Origin of the sequence: Streptomyces sp. NPDC001530 (assembly GCF_042894545.1) — a bacterium.
Lineage (GTDB): Bacteria > Actinomycetota > Actinomycetes > Streptomycetales > Streptomycetaceae > Streptomyces.
In genome coordinates this window covers 572,606-587,417 of the sequence record NZ_JBIAVS010000001.1, presented here as the reverse complement: position 1 = coordinate 587,417, position 14,812 = coordinate 572,606, and the positions used below count along the sequence as shown (strand labels likewise).

At 66.2% G+C, this 14,812-nt stretch carries 15 protein-coding genes and 1 pseudogene; 12 read left to right on the top strand and 4 right to left on the bottom strand.

What is annotated here, in order from left to right; genetic code table 11:
• Window positions 1–58: 58 nt before the first annotated feature.
• Both ACFY0T_RS02620 and ACFY0T_RS02615 read right to left on the bottom strand, forming a co-directional pair.
• Window positions 59–531, bottom strand: a pseudogene (locus tag ACFY0T_RS02620) (UbiA family prenyltransferase); the annotation flags it as partial.
• On the bottom strand, window positions 528–974 hold the full coding sequence (locus tag ACFY0T_RS02615) for a winged helix-turn-helix transcriptional regulator (RefSeq protein WP_388864081.1): 447 nt from the start codon (window positions 972–974) through the stop codon (window positions 528–530). The pseudogene ACFY0T_RS02620 and the gene ACFY0T_RS02615, both read right to left, overlap by 4 nt.
• 137 nt (window positions 975–1,111) lie before the next feature.
• Between ACFY0T_RS02615 and ACFY0T_RS02610 the strand changes: the two genes are divergently transcribed.
• The 3 genes from ACFY0T_RS02610 (at window position 1,112) to ACFY0T_RS02600 (ending at window position 3,859) form a co-directional block, all read left to right on the top strand.
• Window positions 1,112–2,068: an amidohydrolase family protein gene (locus ACFY0T_RS02610; RefSeq protein WP_388864079.1), complete on the top strand. Its 957-nt coding sequence runs from the start codon at window positions 1,112–1,114 to the stop codon at window positions 2,066–2,068.
• Window positions 2,069–2,385: 317 nt separating this feature from the next.
• Window positions 2,386–3,435 (top strand): PAS domain S-box protein, encoded by a 1,050-nt coding sequence (locus ACFY0T_RS02605; RefSeq protein ID WP_388864077.1) that lies wholly within the window; start codon window positions 2,386–2,388, stop codon window positions 3,433–3,435.
• A 61-nt stretch (window positions 3,436–3,496) separates the two neighbouring features.
• On the top strand, window positions 3,497–3,859 hold the full coding sequence (locus ACFY0T_RS02600; RefSeq protein WP_388864076.1) for a response regulator: 363 nt from the start codon (window positions 3,497–3,499) through the stop codon (window positions 3,857–3,859).
• Here ACFY0T_RS02600 and ACFY0T_RS02595 read toward each other — a convergent pair.
• Complete coding sequence (locus ACFY0T_RS02595; protein ID WP_388864074.1) at window positions 3,849–4,508, bottom strand: response regulator; 660 nt, start codon at window positions 4,506–4,508, stop codon at window positions 3,849–3,851. The genes ACFY0T_RS02600 and ACFY0T_RS02595 overlap by 11 nt on opposite strands.
• Before the next feature lie 118 nt (window positions 4,509–4,626).
• Here ACFY0T_RS02595 and ACFY0T_RS02590 point away from each other — a divergent pair, with 118 nt between their 5' ends.
• From ACFY0T_RS02590 to ACFY0T_RS02550, 9 genes are all read left to right on the top strand, one after another.
• Window positions 4,627–5,439 carry a helix-turn-helix domain-containing protein gene (locus ACFY0T_RS02590; protein ID WP_388864072.1) on the top strand — a complete coding sequence of 271 codons (813 nt, stop codon included), beginning with the start codon at window positions 4,627–4,629 and terminating at the stop codon, window positions 5,437–5,439.
• A gap of 266 nt (window positions 5,440–5,705) precedes the next feature.
• The gene (locus ACFY0T_RS02585; protein ID WP_388864070.1) at window positions 5,706–6,443 is read left to right on the top strand and encodes an SDR family oxidoreductase; all 738 of its coding nucleotides are present in this window, start codon (window positions 5,706–5,708) and stop codon (window positions 6,441–6,443) included.
• Window positions 6,444–6,518: 75 nt separating this feature from the next.
• Complete coding sequence (locus ACFY0T_RS02580; RefSeq protein ID WP_388864068.1) at window positions 6,519–7,418, top strand: SDR family oxidoreductase; 900 nt, start codon at window positions 6,519–6,521, stop codon at window positions 7,416–7,418.
• Window positions 7,419–7,519: 101 nt separating this feature from the next.
• Window positions 7,520–7,759, top strand: coding sequence for a hypothetical protein (locus tag ACFY0T_RS02575; RefSeq protein ID WP_388864066.1), 240 nt, complete (start codon window positions 7,520–7,522; stop codon window positions 7,757–7,759).
• A gap of 465 nt (window positions 7,760–8,224) precedes the next feature.
• Complete coding sequence (locus tag ACFY0T_RS02570; RefSeq protein ID WP_388864064.1) at window positions 8,225–8,548, top strand: hypothetical protein; 324 nt, start codon at window positions 8,225–8,227, stop codon at window positions 8,546–8,548.
• A 111-nt stretch (window positions 8,549–8,659) separates the two neighbouring features.
• Complete coding sequence (locus tag ACFY0T_RS02565) at window positions 8,660–9,571, top strand: histidine kinase (RefSeq protein ID WP_388864062.1); 912 nt, start codon at window positions 8,660–8,662, stop codon at window positions 9,569–9,571.
• A 276-nt stretch (window positions 9,572–9,847) separates the two neighbouring features.
• A complete protein-coding gene (locus ACFY0T_RS02560; protein ID WP_388864060.1) occupies window positions 9,848–10,681 on the top strand; it encodes an alpha/beta fold hydrolase in 834 nt (277 codons plus the stop codon).
• Window positions 10,682–10,808: 127 nt separating this feature from the next.
• Window positions 10,809–11,414 (top strand): Dps family protein, encoded by a 606-nt coding sequence (locus ACFY0T_RS02555; protein WP_388864058.1) that lies wholly within the window; start codon window positions 10,809–10,811, stop codon window positions 11,412–11,414.
• Between the two features lie 163 nt (window positions 11,415–11,577).
• Entirely contained in the window at window positions 11,578–13,926 is a 2,349-nt protein-coding gene (locus ACFY0T_RS02550) for an FdhF/YdeP family oxidoreductase (RefSeq protein WP_388864056.1), read from the top strand.
• A gap of 27 nt (window positions 13,927–13,953) precedes the next feature.
• Here ACFY0T_RS02550 and ACFY0T_RS02545 read toward each other — a convergent pair whose 3' ends face one another.
• Window positions 13,954–14,781 carry a helix-turn-helix transcriptional regulator gene (locus ACFY0T_RS02545; protein ID WP_388864054.1) on the bottom strand — a complete coding sequence of 276 codons (828 nt, stop codon included), beginning with the start codon at window positions 14,779–14,781 and terminating at the stop codon, window positions 13,954–13,956.
• Window positions 14,782–14,812: the final 31 nt, after the last annotated feature.

Genomic DNA, 14,812 nt, shown 5'->3' with positions numbered 1-14,812 from the left:
TCGGCAAGGTTCGGCTGCCACCGGCGCCCTGTTCAGACGGGACAGTGCCAGGCACCGACGGGCCCATCGACTGGGCCAAGCCCAGGATGCCTGCGGATAGTTCGTGAACCGCTTCGCATAGGGGCAGACCACCGTCGGAACCACCGCGACGGGAGCCAGCGCCAGGCACAGCGGATTGAGGAGGGCCGCCGCCGTGAGGAATGCGGCGGCGGCGATCAGCGCGCCCGCCCATGCATCCTTCACGGACATCGCGCCGGTCACCAGCTCTCGTTGAGCGGTGCGGGGGTTGCGGGCGTCGATCTCGCGGTCGATGATCCGGTTGGCGGCCATGGCGAAGGTGCGCAGGCCCACTATCGCCACGGTGACCAGGAACAACGTGATCCAGTGGAGGGACTTGTCCCCCTCGTACATCGCCGTGAGTGACGCGATGTACGCGAAGGGCAGCGCGAACACCGAATGCTCGATCATCACCACGCGCAGGAACGCCTTGGCGCTTCCCGGTTGCGGGATCGCGGCGGAAGCTGAGCTCACGGGTAGGACTCCTGACGTGTTGTGATGCCCGTTGCGCTGCTCTCGACCACCCTGGGTGCCGTAGCAGGAGTCACCCCGTCGAAGGCTTTCCGGGCTTCCTGGAACTGGTCGGTTTCCTCCTCGAGGAGCTCGACGAGACCGGCGATCCTCCCCGCGACCCGGATACCGAGCGGCGAGAGACTGTAGGTGACTCGAGGCGGGATGGTGCCTTCCACCGCGCGCTCCACCAGCCCGTCCCGACGCAGTGCCTGCAGCGTCTGCGACAGCATCCTTTCGCTCACGCCTTCGACTCGACGGCGCAGCACGCTGAACCGGCACGCTTCCCGGTGCAGCGCGGCGAGGACCAGAGCGCCCCAGCGGCCGGTCACGTCGAGCAGCAGCTCACGGGACGGACAGTCTTGTGAGAAGACACTGACTACCGACTCGCCTTTGGGTGTGTTCATAGTCAAACACTAGCCCGTCGAGGTGACATGGTTGAACTCAGTCATTGACTATGACTGCCGGTCATATGACATCAGGACGTATCGTTGGCTCAGGGTTCGCCCGGCCGACCGCTTTCCGAGGAACGGAGGATCATCCAGTGACGGCCTCAGTAGAGCAACTGGTTGACGTGCATGCTCACTTCGTGACTTCCGCCTATGTGGAGGCGGCGACAGCTGCCGGGTTCGTGCAGCCCGACGGAATGCGGGGCTTTCCGACCTGGTCGGTATCGGAGCATCTGGAGATGATGGACCGGGCCGGTATCCGCAGCAGTGTGCTGTCCGTCTCCTCGCCGGGCACTCACTTCGGCGACGACCGGTCCGCCCGTGTCCTGACCCGTCAGGTCAACGAGTTCGCCGCCGACGTGGTGCGCGCGAACCCCGAACGCTTCGGGCACTTCGCCTCTCTTCCGCTGCCCGATGTGGATGGTTCACTCGCCGAGCTCACCCACGCTCTGGACGACCTCGGCAGCCATGGAGTCGCCGTCGAGACGAACGTCGCCGGAATCTACCTGGGCGACAAGGGTTTCGAGCCTCTGTGGAGCGAACTCGACGCCCGGAGTGCCGTTGTCTTCGTCCATCCCACGTCCCCGCCCTGCCATGACGCCGTGTCGCCCGGCAGGCCCCGTCCGATGCTGGAGTTCCTCTTCGACTCCACCCGCGCCGTCGCCGACCTCGTGTTTACCGGAGTCCTTCAGCGGCACCCCCGAATCCAGTGGATCTTCACCCATGGAGGCGGCACCCTGCCGCTGCTCGCCGACCGTATGGAGCTCTTCCGCACGGTCTTCGGCGTCGGTTCCGGCGACGGCCCGACCGTGCAGGAACAACTTCGGGGCCTTTGGTTCGACATGGCCGGGACACCGTTCCCGCACCAGGTCCCGGCCCTCGTAGGGGCATTCGGCAGCGATCGGCTGCTGTATGGAAGCGACTACTGCTGGACTCCGGCCGCCGGAGCCGTCGCACAGGCCGCCTCCGTCGACGCCGCTCCCCAGCCGGACGGCACCACCTGGCGACGACTCACCACGCGGAACGCCGCGCAGCTGCTCCCTCGGGTGTGAGATCCGCACTGACATTGAGATGAAGAGCGAGGTGTACGCAGCACGTACACCCACGAGGAGATCACACACCATATGCTTCTCACCACGGCAGCATGACTCAGTCCCCCCGTCTGAGTCATGCTGCCTGTCGCTGCAACCAGGACGCCGCAAGAGCGCCGCTCTCGGACCTCGCCGGTCGAGATTCACGTAGTGCCTGCGCCTGTACGGAACTCGACTAGGATTGTCAGGTCTCGTTTCGTGCGGTCGGCATGACACATCCGACCAGCTTCCCTTCTAGTTACCTTGATGTTTGGCGGCGGCTGACTAGGAGGTCCGGAGTGGCACCGATCGGCACGGTCATGCTCAGCATCCTCGACAGTGTCCCGCAGGTCATCTGGGTGGTCGATCACAAGGGGAACATCCTCTACACCAACTCGGCCGGTGTGGAAGCACTCGGATATGACCATGCCGACGAGCTGGAGGGCCGCTCCAGTCACGACACCCTGCACCCCTACCGGCCCGACGGCACCCCGTTCCCGGCCGAGCAGTGCCCCATGCTGCGTCCCGCCGCGACGGGAGAGCCCACGCACGGCGACGACGAGTGGTTCATACGGCGCGACGGATCCTTCTTCCCCGCTTCGTGGTGGGCCGCCCCGATCGACCTGCCCGAGGGGCGTGGCGTGGTCTACTCCTTCTTCGACGCCACCGAGAACCGTGAGTTGGAGCGGGCGCGGCGCGAGCGGGACGCGGCCCGCATCCGGGCGGACGAGTCGCGTGCCGCTCAGCGTCGCATCATGCAGAGCATCGAGTCGGTACGTCGGCAGACGGCGAGGGACCTGCACGACGGGGCGCAGCAGCGACTGGTGAGCCTCCTGATCGGGCTGCGGCTCACCCGTGAAGTGCTGCCGGACACCGCGCCGGATGCCGCCGACTTCCTCGACCAGGCCATCACGGATGCGCAGACGGCCATCGACGAACTGCGCGAGCTCGCCTACGGCGTCTATCCCTCGGTGCTCACGGCCAAGGGACTGATGGCCGCGGTGGTGTCGTTGGCCGACCGCTGCCCGGTTCCGACCACCGTCGAGGGGGAGTACCACGAGAGACTGCCGGCGGCGGTGGAATCCAATGCCTATTTCGTGATTGCCGAGGCGCTGACAAACGCGGTGAAGCACGCGAAAGCCTCACATATCCAAGTCTCCGTCGAGTTGCGGGAGTCCTTGCGGATCGAAGTCGTCGACGACGGTGTCGGCGGAGTCCCGGCAGATGTGTCGAGCAGTGGACTGACCGGCTTGGCGGACCGTGTCGCGGCGTTCGACGGCGCACTGGTCATCGACTCCCCGCCCGGCGCGGGCACCTCGGTGCGCGCGGAGATCCCCATTCCCGGCTGAGCCCCAAACCGTGGGGCTGCCCCTATGGTCTTCGAGATGCCGAACCCTGCATCCTGGCACCATGTCGGTCAACATCGTGGTCGTCGACGACGACCCAGGCTTCCGTCGCATCGCCAGGACACTGCTGACGGCGCGTGGTCTGCGCGTCGTAGCGGAGTCGGAGGACGGTGCCTCGGCCCTGGCGGCGGTGCGTGAACACCGACCGGACGGACTGCTGCTCGATCTGCACCTGCCCGACCACGACGGGGTGGCGGTCGCCCGTATGGTCAGTCAGGAGGCGAAGCCGCCGAGAATCGTGCTGACCTCCACCGAGCAGTCGTTCTGGTCCGCGGAGGAGCTGGAACAGGCCGGGATTCAGTCGTTCATCGCGAAGGACCGTCTTTTCGACGCCGACCTGAAACGCATCTTCGGAACTACTGCTTGAGATAGCGCAGCACCGCGAGCACGCGCCGGTGCTGGTCCGAGCCGGCCTGAGTGAGGCCGAGCTTCAGGAAGATTCCGGTGACATGCCGCTCGACGGCGGGAACCGTGACGAAGAGCTTGCTCGCGATACCGGTGTTCGAGTGGCCCTCCGCCATCAGGGTCAGAACTTCCCTTTCCTTGGGCGTCAACGCCGCCAGCGGGTCGGCCTTGCGCTTGCGGCCGACGAGGGTGGCGATGACCTCCGGGTCCAGCGCCGACCCGCCGGCCACCACCCGCTGGACCGCGTCGGTCAGCATTCGCGGGCTTGCGACCTTCTCCTTGAGGAGATAGCCCACACCACTCGGGTTGTCGCCGACGAGATCCAGGGCATACGAGGCGTCCAGGAACTGGGACAGCACGATAACGGCGGTCTCCGGCTGCGCCTCACGGATCTCCTGCGCCGCCTGCAGACCGTCGGCGGCGAGGTTCGGCGGCATCTGAATGTCCGTGATCACGACATCGGGCTTCTGTTCCTTGGTGACGCGAACCAGTTCCACCGCGTTGTCCACCGCGGCGACCACGGTGATGCCCGACTGCCTCAGTATGGTCGCGATGCCCTCACGCACGATGGCGTGGTCTTCCCCGAGCACTGCCCGCAGAGGTTCACTCATGACGACATCCTAGTTCGCCGCTGCCACACAGGAACAGTGATCATGTGACGGACATGTCTCACTCATATGACATCAGAGGAACACATGCGTTCCACCTACGGGCGAGTACTGTGTCTCCATGGACGGCGTCAACCAGCTCGGCCAGTTCCTCCGCGCCAGAAGAGCGGCAGTCTCCGCGCGGCAGGCAGAGATCGCGAGCGATGCTCCACGCCGTGCCGCGGGCCTCACACAGGAGGACGTGGCCCGGCTGGCCGGACTCAGCGAGGGGTATTACGCCCGCCTCGAACAAGGACGGGAACGATATCCTTCCGACCAGGTTCTCCAAGCACTTGTACGAGTCCTGGGGCTGAACATGGATGCTGCGGAGCACCTGCACGGTCTCGTACGGCAGCATCGGAGGCCGGCGGTACAGGACGCGGAAGTCGACTCCCACCTCCTGCACCTCATGGAGGAGTGGGGGAGCACTCCCGCTCTGGTCCTTGGGCCCTGCCTGGACATCCTGGCCGCCAACCCCCTGGGGCTGGCCCTGTACTCGGTAGCCCTGCCGTACGGCAACCTCGTGCGCTTCGCGTTCCTCGACCGAGCCGCCCGCACGTTCTACCGGGACTGGGAGGACATCGCCGAGGCCGGTGTCGCATGGCTGCGCTCGACCGCCGGCACCGCTCCGGACAACCCTCGCTTGACCGACCTCGTCGAAGAGCTGCCCCGCGACGCGGAATTCGACAGGCTGTGGCGTCAGTTCGACGTACGGGCGAAGTCCAGTGACACCAAGCGGCTTTGCCATCCGGTCGTGGGTGAAGTGGACCTCACGTATCAGGTCTTCAATGTCAATGGTGCTTCTGGACAGCACCTTTTCACCTACCAGGCCGAGCCGGGATCGGCCGGTGAAGAGGCACTGATCCGTCTGCAGAACCTGACAGTCGCAGGGTGACCGCAGCGAGCTGACTCCGGCTGACCGTGGGGATAACCCCAGGTCCATCTCAGGCAGTCCACACCACCTCCGTGCAGCCCGCTCGATAGCGGTATCGCGCGCCTCGGCGAAGACTTGGGCTCACGCCGACAAACTCCGGCGAAGTCCTGTGCCATCACCTCGCTGAGTACATGCCCGCATGACCGACGTGCCAGAGCCATGGCACGTCCCGGGTGTCGGGACATTCGCGGAACACACCGCACCCATCAACAGAAGGACGGGTCACCATGACGGACACCCACACCCGCGTCGCGCTGGTCACCGGCGGCACCGGCGGTATCGGCCGCGCCGTGGTCGAGCGTCTCGCCCAGGACGGCTTCGCCGTCGCCGTGCACTACGTGGGCAATAAAGTGAAGGCTGACGAAACAGTCACCGCGATCCACGCACAGGGAGGTGCCGCCATCTCCGTGAGCGGGGACGTCGCCGATGAGAACGCCATGGCCGCGGCCTTCGACGCCATCGAGCAGGAGTTCGGCGGGATCGACGTGGTCGTCAACACGGCGGGCATCATGCTCCTCGCGCCGATCGCCACGCTGAACCTGGACGACCTCGATCGCATGCACCGCACCAACATCCGCGGCACCTTCGTCGTCTCCCAGCAGGCGGCCCGGCGACTGCGCGGTGGTGGCGCACTCGTCAACTTCTCGACATCGGTCACCCGTCTCCAGTTCCCCACCTACGGCGCCTACGCCGCGAGCAAGGGCGCCGTCGAGGCCATGACCCTCGTACTCGCCCGCGAACTCCGCGGCAAGGACATCACGGTCAACGCCGTCGCGCCAGGCCCCACGGCCACGCCCCTGTTCCTGGAGGGCAAGGACCAGGCGACGATCGACAACCTGTCCAAGGCCGCGCCCCTGGAGCGCATCGGCACCCCGGAGGACATTGCCGAGGCCGTCGCCTTCCTCGCCGGGCCCGCGCGCTGGATCAACGGCCAAGTCCTGTACGCCAACGGCGGCCTCGGCTAGCGGAACGGGCGCTGCCATGCCTGCCTCACCCCGCTCCTACCAGTAAGCAATCAGCAGTGCCGTAAGGAGATTTCCATGAGCAACATCGTCGTCATCACCGGCGCCTCCAGCGGATTCGGCGCCCTGACCGCCCGCGCCCTCGCCGATACGGGCAACACCGTGTACGCCGGAATGCGCCAGACCACGACGCGCAATGCGCCGCAGGCGCAGGCCGCCGCCGGCTACAGCAAGGAGCACGGCGTTGACCTGCGCTCCGTCGAACTGGACGTGAGTTCCCAGGACTCGGTCGACGCCGCGATCGAGCGGGTGATCAACGAACACGGACGCATCGACGTCCTCGTCCACAATGCCGGACACATGGTCACGGGTCCCGCCGAGGCGTTCACCCCGGAGCAGCTCGCCGAGTTGTACGACGTGAACGTGCTGTCCACGCAGCGCCTCAATCGTGCCGCGCTTCCGCATCTGCGCAAGGCGGGGCGTGGCCTGCTGGTCTGGGTCTCCAGCTCCAGCGTCAAGGGCGGCACCCCGCCCTACCTCGCGCCGTACTTCGCCGCCAAGGCCGCCATGGACTCCCTCGCCGTCAGCTACGCCGCCGAGCTCGCCCGCTGGGGTGTGGAGACGTCGATCGTCGTCCCCGGTTCCTTCACCAGCGGCACGAACCACTTCGCCCACTCCGGCCACCCGGCCGACAGCGCCGTCGAGGCGGAGTACGAGACGAAGTACGCCGGTCTGATGACCCAGGTCGCTCAGAAGCTGGCAGCGCTGGCGCCCGAGGGCGCGGAGGCGTCCCTCGTCTCCGACGAGATCGCTCGCATTGTCGCGCTGCCCGAGGGCCAGCGGCCGTACCGGGTCCACATCGACCCGGCCAACGACGGCTCCGAGGAGGTCTCGCACGTCGCCGACCGTATCCGCCGGGAGTTCCTGACCCGTGTCGATCTGGCCGACCTGTTGACCGTGCACCCGGCGGGCGCGTGACGGGTCCCGGTTCCCATGAAGCAGGGCGTGGACGCAAGGTGTCCGCGCCCTGTTTCGGCTCCTCGGCCACCAGCTGTGTGCTTTCCCGGAGGTGTCTTCCGATGACTGATCAGACCGCCCGGCAGGACAGCGCGGCGACACCCGATCCCGGCATGTCGCTGTGCGGCCATGACGACGAGCTGCGGAAGCTCGACGACTTCTTCGCCAAGATGAGTCGTGAGGGGGCAGTCCTGCTGCTGTCCGGGGAGGCAGCTCATGCTTCCGCTCGCATCGGGATTCGATCACCTGCACGGAACGCAGCGCGACGCGTTGACGGTGGCCTTGGGATTGGTGTCCGGTGAGGTACCCGACCGCCTGGTGATATCCAGTGCCTGTCTGACCCTCCGGCCCGAGCCCTGATCGCGCCGGACGCCGAGGCAGGGAAGCTGTTCGACGAGGCCGTCAGCGCTCCCGGCGCTCAGGACTGACCCTTCGACTAGCACGCGTCCAGCTCCTGTGGGGAACGCCTGCGCCGTGCCCGCGCGACGACCGAGGCGCGTTCCCACCTGAGCACGGCGCTGGACACTCTTCGAGCGCCTCGGCGCGGTTCCGTGGGCCAGTCGTGCCGGAAGGGAACTCCGCGCCGCCGGTCAACGCCAGCCGAACCCCGAGGCTGCCGACGCAGGAGACGGAGATCGCACACTGAGTGCCGCGCCCTTGGCGAGCTCCTGACGTGGGAAAACGCAACTCAGAGTCACATGACGGATGCCTGGACGGCCCGGTCGCTGCGAGAGTCGGACGTACCCGCACAAGGAAGTCAGGTAACCATGACGCAGTCATCCGCAGACGTGATCGACAAGATGATCGCGGCGGTGCACGCGCGCAACTGCAGCGTCCTTCTGGACATCCTCAGCGAGGACGCATCGCTCGATGACTGGGGCCGCCGATACACAGGGCGCGAGCAGATCGAGGCGTGGCTGGAGAAGGAGATCGTGGACAAGGGCATAGCGGTCACCGTCATGAAGACGGAGGCCATAGGCCCCGACACCGTACTGACCGTGCTGGTCCACGACGGTGCCTCCACCACCTCGTCACATGTGGCGATCAAGGTCACGGGAGAGAAGATCTCCGATCTGACCATCCGCGCCTGACTCGTCGACAGCGTCTCGTCCTGCCTGCGGCAAAGGAACATCAGAAACCCTAGGGGAAGGGGTCGCGCGATGACGTCAACCGCCGAGGATTTGGGAAGCATCTTTGACGTCATGCAACAGCCGGTACTGGCCGTGGACGCCAACCACATGGTGTCGTACGCCAATCCGTCGGCTGCCGCGGTCATGGGCTACGACTGCCCGTCCGAGCTTGTCGGCATCAACGGCAAGCCGGCGGAGCGTTCGTACGGCGAAGGGACCCTGACCCATGCGGACGGCTCCCTCATCCCGGTCACCTGGTCGCTTCTGTCCCTCGCGCTGCCGGGCTGTGAGGCGAGCGTCTATGTCTTCCGCACGGGCGCAGACCGCGAAGGGCGGCTCTCCCCGGTCGTCAGTAGCGTGAACGTCGACCAACAGCGCCGGGTTGCCGACTCCCTGCAGCACGGAGCCCAGGAACGCCTGGTGGGTGTTCTGCTGGGTCTGAAGCTGGGACGAGAGCAGCTCGGTCGGGAACCGTCCTTGGTGGCCGAACTCATCGACGGATCGATCCGTGACGCGGAGGATGCCCTCGCACAGATCAGGGACGTCACTGCCCACACCTATCCCGGAGTGCTCAAGCGTCGTGGGCTTCCAACAGCTCTTGCAGCTCTCGGCGCGATCTGTTCCGTACCTGTCGCCTTCTCGGGAAACCTCGATGTGCGGCTGCCCGACGCCGTGGAGCTGCACACATACTTCCTGATCGCCGAGGCACTTCGTCGTGCGGTGCACAGCGCCCGGGCCGGCAGGGTGGAGGTGGTGACCGACCTGGACTCCGATCTCGTGGTGACTGTGATGGACGACGGCGATGGCCCCGACCGCCGACGGCACGCCTCCCTCGTGGCCATGGCGGATCGCGTGTCGGTGCTGGGCGGAACACTCACCGTGAATGACGAGTCGGATTCAGGCACCACGGTCCGAGCGGTCATTCCGGTTCGCCTCAGAACTGCTGACGCAGTGACGTGGTGCGACGCGAGGTGCTCCCACTGAATTCTGCCATCAACGCCGCACGATCGCATTGTGGTTGGGGCTGGTGGCTTTGAATCCGCCGTCCGGGACGGCTCTGTTCGATGTAGCGACAGCACGTGTCCGTGATTTTCTGCCAGCCACGGAAGTACTCGTTCTCAAGAGCATCTCGCACATCCATGTGATGTGAGCCCGGTGACGGGATGGGAGGCTCATGAACAGGCGATAACCGTCCACCGCGATGATGCGCCATATGCGTGGCGGCTGGTGGTTCCGTACTTCGGGAAGGGTGTGGTGGCAATGTCGTTTGTCACTGTAGGCCAGGAGAACAGCAATTCGATCGAGATCTACTACGAGGACCACGGCAGTGGCCGTCCGGTGGTGCTGATCCATGGGTATCCGCTGAACGGTCATTCGTGGGAGAAGCAGGAGCGGGTGCTTCTGGAAGCCGGGTACCGCGTGATCACGTACGACCGTCGGGGGTTCGGTCAGTCGAGCCAGCCGACGGTGGGGTACGACTACGACACGTTCGCGGCGGATCTGAAGGTACTACTGGATCACCTCGACCTGTCCGACGTGGTGTTGGTCGGTTTCTCGATGGGCACGGGGGAGGTCACGCGCTATCTGGGGACCTATGGGTCGGACCGGGTGAGCAAGGCGGTGCTGATGGGTGCGATCCCGCCGTTCCTGCTGAAGACGGACGACAACCCGGAGGGCGTGGACGCGCCGGTGTTCGAGGGGATCAAGAAGGCGGTGCTGGCGGACCGGCCGGCGTACTTCAAGGATTTCCTGGACAACTTCTACAACGTTGATCAGTACGCGGGAACGCGGATCAGTGATCAGGCGTGGCAGAACAGCTTCAACGTGGCGGTCTCGGCGTCGGCGTGGGCGGCATACGCGTGCGTGGACACGTGGCTGACGGACTTCCGTGCGGACCTGCCGAAGATCGATGTGCCGACGCTTCTGGTGCACGGGGACGCGGACCGCATCCTGCCGTACGAGAGCACCGCGAAGCGGCTGCCGGGGCTGATCAAGGACCTGACCTTCGTCACGGTCGAGGGCGGCCCCCATAACATCGCCTGGACCCACCCCGAGGAGGTCAACAAGGCCCTCCTCGACTTCCTCGACAACTGACCCGGCCCCATGTCACACGACCGGCTCGAGTCGTCGGCGCCCTGATGGCCCGAGCCCGGTCACACCACTTCGACCGGTGGCGACGGTCCCGAGCCGTGGCGCACCGGCCGAAGGGAAAGGCTCTCTCATGACCACGACCCACGAGCGGACGGATGAGCACCCCCGTAGCAGCCAGCCCCTGCTACACCAAAAGAGCCCGATCATCCAGGAGTTCGGGACTGTCAAGCAGTTCCCCCTCGGGCTGACCTCTGATAGCCGTCTGTACTCCTGCCAGCGGCTCACTCGTGTGCTGGCCGACACGCGGATGCTCTACCACCTCTACAAGAAGTACCACTGGCTCATGCGGGGAGCGACGTTCTACCAGCTGCATCTGCTGCTGGACAAGCACGCCGACGAACAGCTGCGGCTGGTGGACGCGCTGGCGGAACGCATCCAGACGCTGGGCGGGGTCGCAGTGGGCGATCCGCGGCACGCGGCCGAGTTGACGAAGGTGCCCCGGCCTCCGGACGGTGTGGAGGAGGTCCCCGCGATGCTCTCCAGGATTCTGGAGGCCCACGAGATCATCCTCACGGAGGCTCACGACGCCGCGGCACGAACGGCGGAACTCGGCGACGACGGAACCAACGACCTGCTCGTCTCCCAAGTGATCCGCACGGGCGAGCTGCAGTGCTGGTTCCTCTCCGAGCAGCTCGTCGACACACCGCTGGTCCGCGCCGACGGCGTCCGGAGCTGACCTCGCACCTGCCTTCCCAGGGCAGGGTGATCAGCGGACGCCCACCGAAGAGATGCAGTAACAGGTGCTCGCGACGTAGGTACGTTCGTCGCGCCCGGGGACGACCACCTGACTGCGACGGTCAATGGATTCAACGTTTGACACAAGCCAGAAGGTGCAGGAAATGACCGCATCCGATGTCAACCAAGCGCCGAGCCCGGACGACGGAGCGGTCGGCCGCACGCCCGCCGGCGGAGAAGGCGCGGAGAACGACAAGCTCCCCGCGCACCACGCGTACCGTCACCCCGCCGCCGGCTGGGGCGCGGCCATGAGCGTCTCCAGGGTCCTGCTGAGAGAGCGCGCGCTCGTGGAAGGACCGCGGGCCATCTTCAAGATGAACCACGAGAAGGGCGGGTTCGACTGTCCGGGATGCGCCTGGCCCGACGACACCAAGGGACTCAAGCTCGACATCTGCGAGAACGGCATCAAGCACGTCACCTGGGAGATGACGCCCAAGCGTGTCGGTGCCGCGTTCTTCGCCGAGCACACCGTCTCGGAGCTGTCGGCGTGGTCCGATTCCGACCTGGAGGCCCAGGGGCGCCTGACGGAACCCCTCGTCTACGACGCGTCGAGCGACCGCTACCTGCCCATCTCGTGGCAGGACGCGTTCGACCTCGTAGGCCGTGAACTGCGCGCGCTCGACAGCCCGCACGAGGCTGCCTTCTACACCTCGGGACGACTGGGCAACGAAGCCACGTTCCTCTACCAGCTGATGGCACGGGAGTTCGGCACCAACAACCTGCCCGACTGCTCGAACATGTGCCATGAGGCCTCCGGACGTGCCCTCCAGGCGGCCCTGGGCACCGGCAAGGGCACCGCCGACCTCGCCGACTGGGAAATGGCAGACGCCCTGTTCATCATGGGCGTCAATGCGGCGTCCAACGCCCCCCGCATGCTGACCGCCCTCGCCGAGGCATACCGGCGCGGCGCGCAGATCGTCCACGTCAACCCTTTGGTCGAGGCGGCGGCGACGCGGACCATCGTGCCGCACGAGATCACCGACATGGCGCTGTTCAAGTCAACTCCCACCAGCACCCTCAACCTGCAGGTGCGGGCAGGCGGTGACATGGCGCTCATGAGGGGGATCGCCAAGGCGGTCCTGGAGGAGAGCCGGGCGAACCCCAAGGCCCTGGACCGGGAGTTCATCGACCGTCACACGAAGGGCTTCGAGGAGTACCGCGCCGCCTGTGAGTCCACTTCGTGGGAGGAACTGGAGCAGCAGTCCGGGCTGACCCGGGCCGACATCCTGAAGGCCGCGGAGATCTACTCCCGTTCCGACCGGACCCTGATCAGCTGGTGCCTGGGCGTCACCCAGCACGAGCACGGCGTCGACACGGTCCGCGAGATCGTCAACGTGCTCCTGATGCGCGGAAACCTCGGCAGGGAAGGCGCCGGGCCCTCTCCGGTACGCGGACACAGCAACGTCCAGGGCAACCGCACTTGCGGCATCGATCACCGTCCTGCCCAGCAGTTCCTCGACCGGCTGGCCGACGTCTGCCGGATCGACCCGCCCCGCGGACACGGCCTGGACACGGTCGCCACGATCGAGGCCATGAACCAGGGCAGGGTGAAGGTCTTCGTCGGCATGGGCGGGAACTTCGTCCTGGCCGCGCCGGATACCGAGTACACGGCGCAGGGGCTACGGCGCTGCTCGCTCACCGTCCACGTCAGCACGAAGCTCAACCGAAGCCACCTCGTGCACGGGGACAAGGCGCTGATCCTGCCGTGTCTCGGACGGACCGAGAAGGATCACCAGCGGCCGGGGATCCAGGCCACGTCGGTCGAGGACTCCATGAGCATGGTGCACCTCTCGGTCGGCATGAAAAAGCCGGCCTCCCCGCACCTGCTGTCCGAGCCGGCCATTATTGCCGGGATGGCACGTGCCACGCTGCCGGACAGCGGCACGCCCTGGGAGTCCTACGTCGAGGACTACGACCGCGTCAGGGACACCATGGCCCAAGTGCTCGACGGATTCGAGGACTTCAACCGCCGGGTGCGCCTGCCGCTGGGATTCCGCATCCGCCAGCCCGCCCGCGAACTGATCTTCCTCACGCCGTCCGGCCGCGCCGAATTCTCCGCCGCCGCCCTGCCGGAAGCACCGCCGCAGGACGACGTGCTCATCCTGCAGACCATGCGCAGCCACGATCAGTGGAACACCACGATCTACTCCGACAACGACCGCTACCGCGGGATCAGCAACCTGCGCACGCTCATCCTCATGAACGGCGACGACATGCGCACCCGCCACATCACGCCGGGCAGCCTCGTCGACATCACCGCCACGGCCCAGGACGGCAGCCGGCGATACCTGAAGCGGTATCGGGCGATCGAGTACAACATGCCCCGAGGCTGTGCGGCCGGTTACATGCCGGAGATGAACGTGCTGGTCGCGGCTAGCGACTACAGCCGGCAGAGCAACCAGCCCCTGATGAAGAACATCAAGGTGCGCGTCGCGCCGAGCCCACAGGAATGACTGACATCCGAGAGCGAGGCCGCACGCCTACCTGGCTGCATGGCGGTCGGCCAACCAGTTCAACGCCTCCTCGCTCTCGGAACCGGGTTCTGCCTGATACGTGGCGAGCTGGTGACCCCGTGAACCATTGACATCGAACGACTGGTAGGTGAGGGTCAGTTCACCCACCTTGGGATGGAGCAGGTTCTTCGTCTGGTACGTCTTGGAGCGCACGTCGTACTTGTCCCACAGCCGTCGGAACTCGGCGCTCTGCGCAGCGAGTTGGGTGACGAGCCGATGCAGCGCCTCGTCGTCCGACCCGAGCGAGGTGCAGGCGCGCAGCCCCGCCACACAGGTGGGGGCGATCTCCTCCCAGTCCCGGTAGAACTTCCGGGCAGCCGGGTCCAGGAAGACGAAACGGAGCAGATTGGTCTCCGGTTCCATGACGGAGAAGAGGGCCCTGGCCGGGCCGTTGGCCGCCAGCACGTCGAGTCGCTGGCTCAGAATCATCGCCGGACTCCGCCACGCGCCAATCAGGGCCAACAGGTGGGGAGCCACGCGATCGTCAGTGGGGAGACAGCCGCGGTCGCGGGTACGCAGGCCTTGCCTGGCCAGCTTGTGCAGGTGCTCGGCCGCCTCGGCATCGAGTCCGAACACGCGGATCAACGCGTTGAGGACCTGGTCGGACGGGTGCTTTTCCCGGCCTTGCTCCAAGCGCGCGTAATAGCCTTCGCTCACGCCGGCCAGCATGGCTACCTCATGACGGCGAAGTCCCGCAGTCCGCCGGGGCCCACCGTCCGGCAGACCCACCTGCCCGGGTGAAGTGGCAGTTCGGCGAGCTCGTATGAACTCACCCAGAGGATTGACTCTGTGCATTTACCCAAGGTTACTTGCTGAGCCGACACAT

What these genes read in the sequence shown, in the direction of transcription:
- ACFY0T_RS02615 (WP_388864081.1), bottom strand. Translation starts at nt 974, where the DNA reads ATGAACACACCCAAAGGCGAGTCGGTAGTCAGTGTCTTCTCACAAGAC.
- ACFY0T_RS02600 (WP_388864076.1), top strand. Translation starts at nt 3,497, where the DNA reads ATGTCGGTCAACATCGTGGTCGTCGACGACGACCCAGGCTTCCGTCGC.
- ACFY0T_RS02595 (WP_388864074.1), bottom strand. Translation starts at nt 4,508, where the DNA reads ATGAGTGAACCTCTGCGGGCAGTGCTCGGGGAAGACCACGCCATCGTG.
- ACFY0T_RS02590 (WP_388864072.1), top strand. Translation starts at nt 4,627, where the DNA reads ATGGACGGCGTCAACCAGCTCGGCCAGTTCCTCCGCGCCAGAAGAGCG.
- ACFY0T_RS02585 (WP_388864070.1), top strand. Translation starts at nt 5,706, where the DNA reads ATGACGGACACCCACACCCGCGTCGCGCTGGTCACCGGCGGCACCGGC.
- ACFY0T_RS02580 (WP_388864068.1), top strand. Translation starts at nt 6,519, where the DNA reads ATGAGCAACATCGTCGTCATCACCGGCGCCTCCAGCGGATTCGGCGCC.
- ACFY0T_RS02575 (WP_388864066.1), top strand. Translation starts at nt 7,520, where the DNA reads ATGACTGATCAGACCGCCCGGCAGGACAGCGCGGCGACACCCGATCCC.
- ACFY0T_RS02570 (WP_388864064.1), top strand. Translation starts at nt 8,225, where the DNA reads ATGACGCAGTCATCCGCAGACGTGATCGACAAGATGATCGCGGCGGTG.
- ACFY0T_RS02565 (WP_388864062.1), top strand. Translation starts at nt 8,660, where the DNA reads ATGCAACAGCCGGTACTGGCCGTGGACGCCAACCACATGGTGTCGTAC.
- ACFY0T_RS02560 (WP_388864060.1), top strand. Translation starts at nt 9,848, where the DNA reads ATGTCGTTTGTCACTGTAGGCCAGGAGAACAGCAATTCGATCGAGATC.
- ACFY0T_RS02555 (WP_388864058.1), top strand. Translation starts at nt 10,809, where the DNA reads ATGACCACGACCCACGAGCGGACGGATGAGCACCCCCGTAGCAGCCAG.
- ACFY0T_RS02550 (WP_388864056.1), top strand. Translation starts at nt 11,578, where the DNA reads ATGACCGCATCCGATGTCAACCAAGCGCCGAGCCCGGACGACGGAGCG.
- ACFY0T_RS02545 (WP_388864054.1), bottom strand. Translation starts at nt 14,781, where the DNA reads ATGCACAGAGTCAATCCTCTGGGTGAGTTCATACGAGCTCGCCGAACT.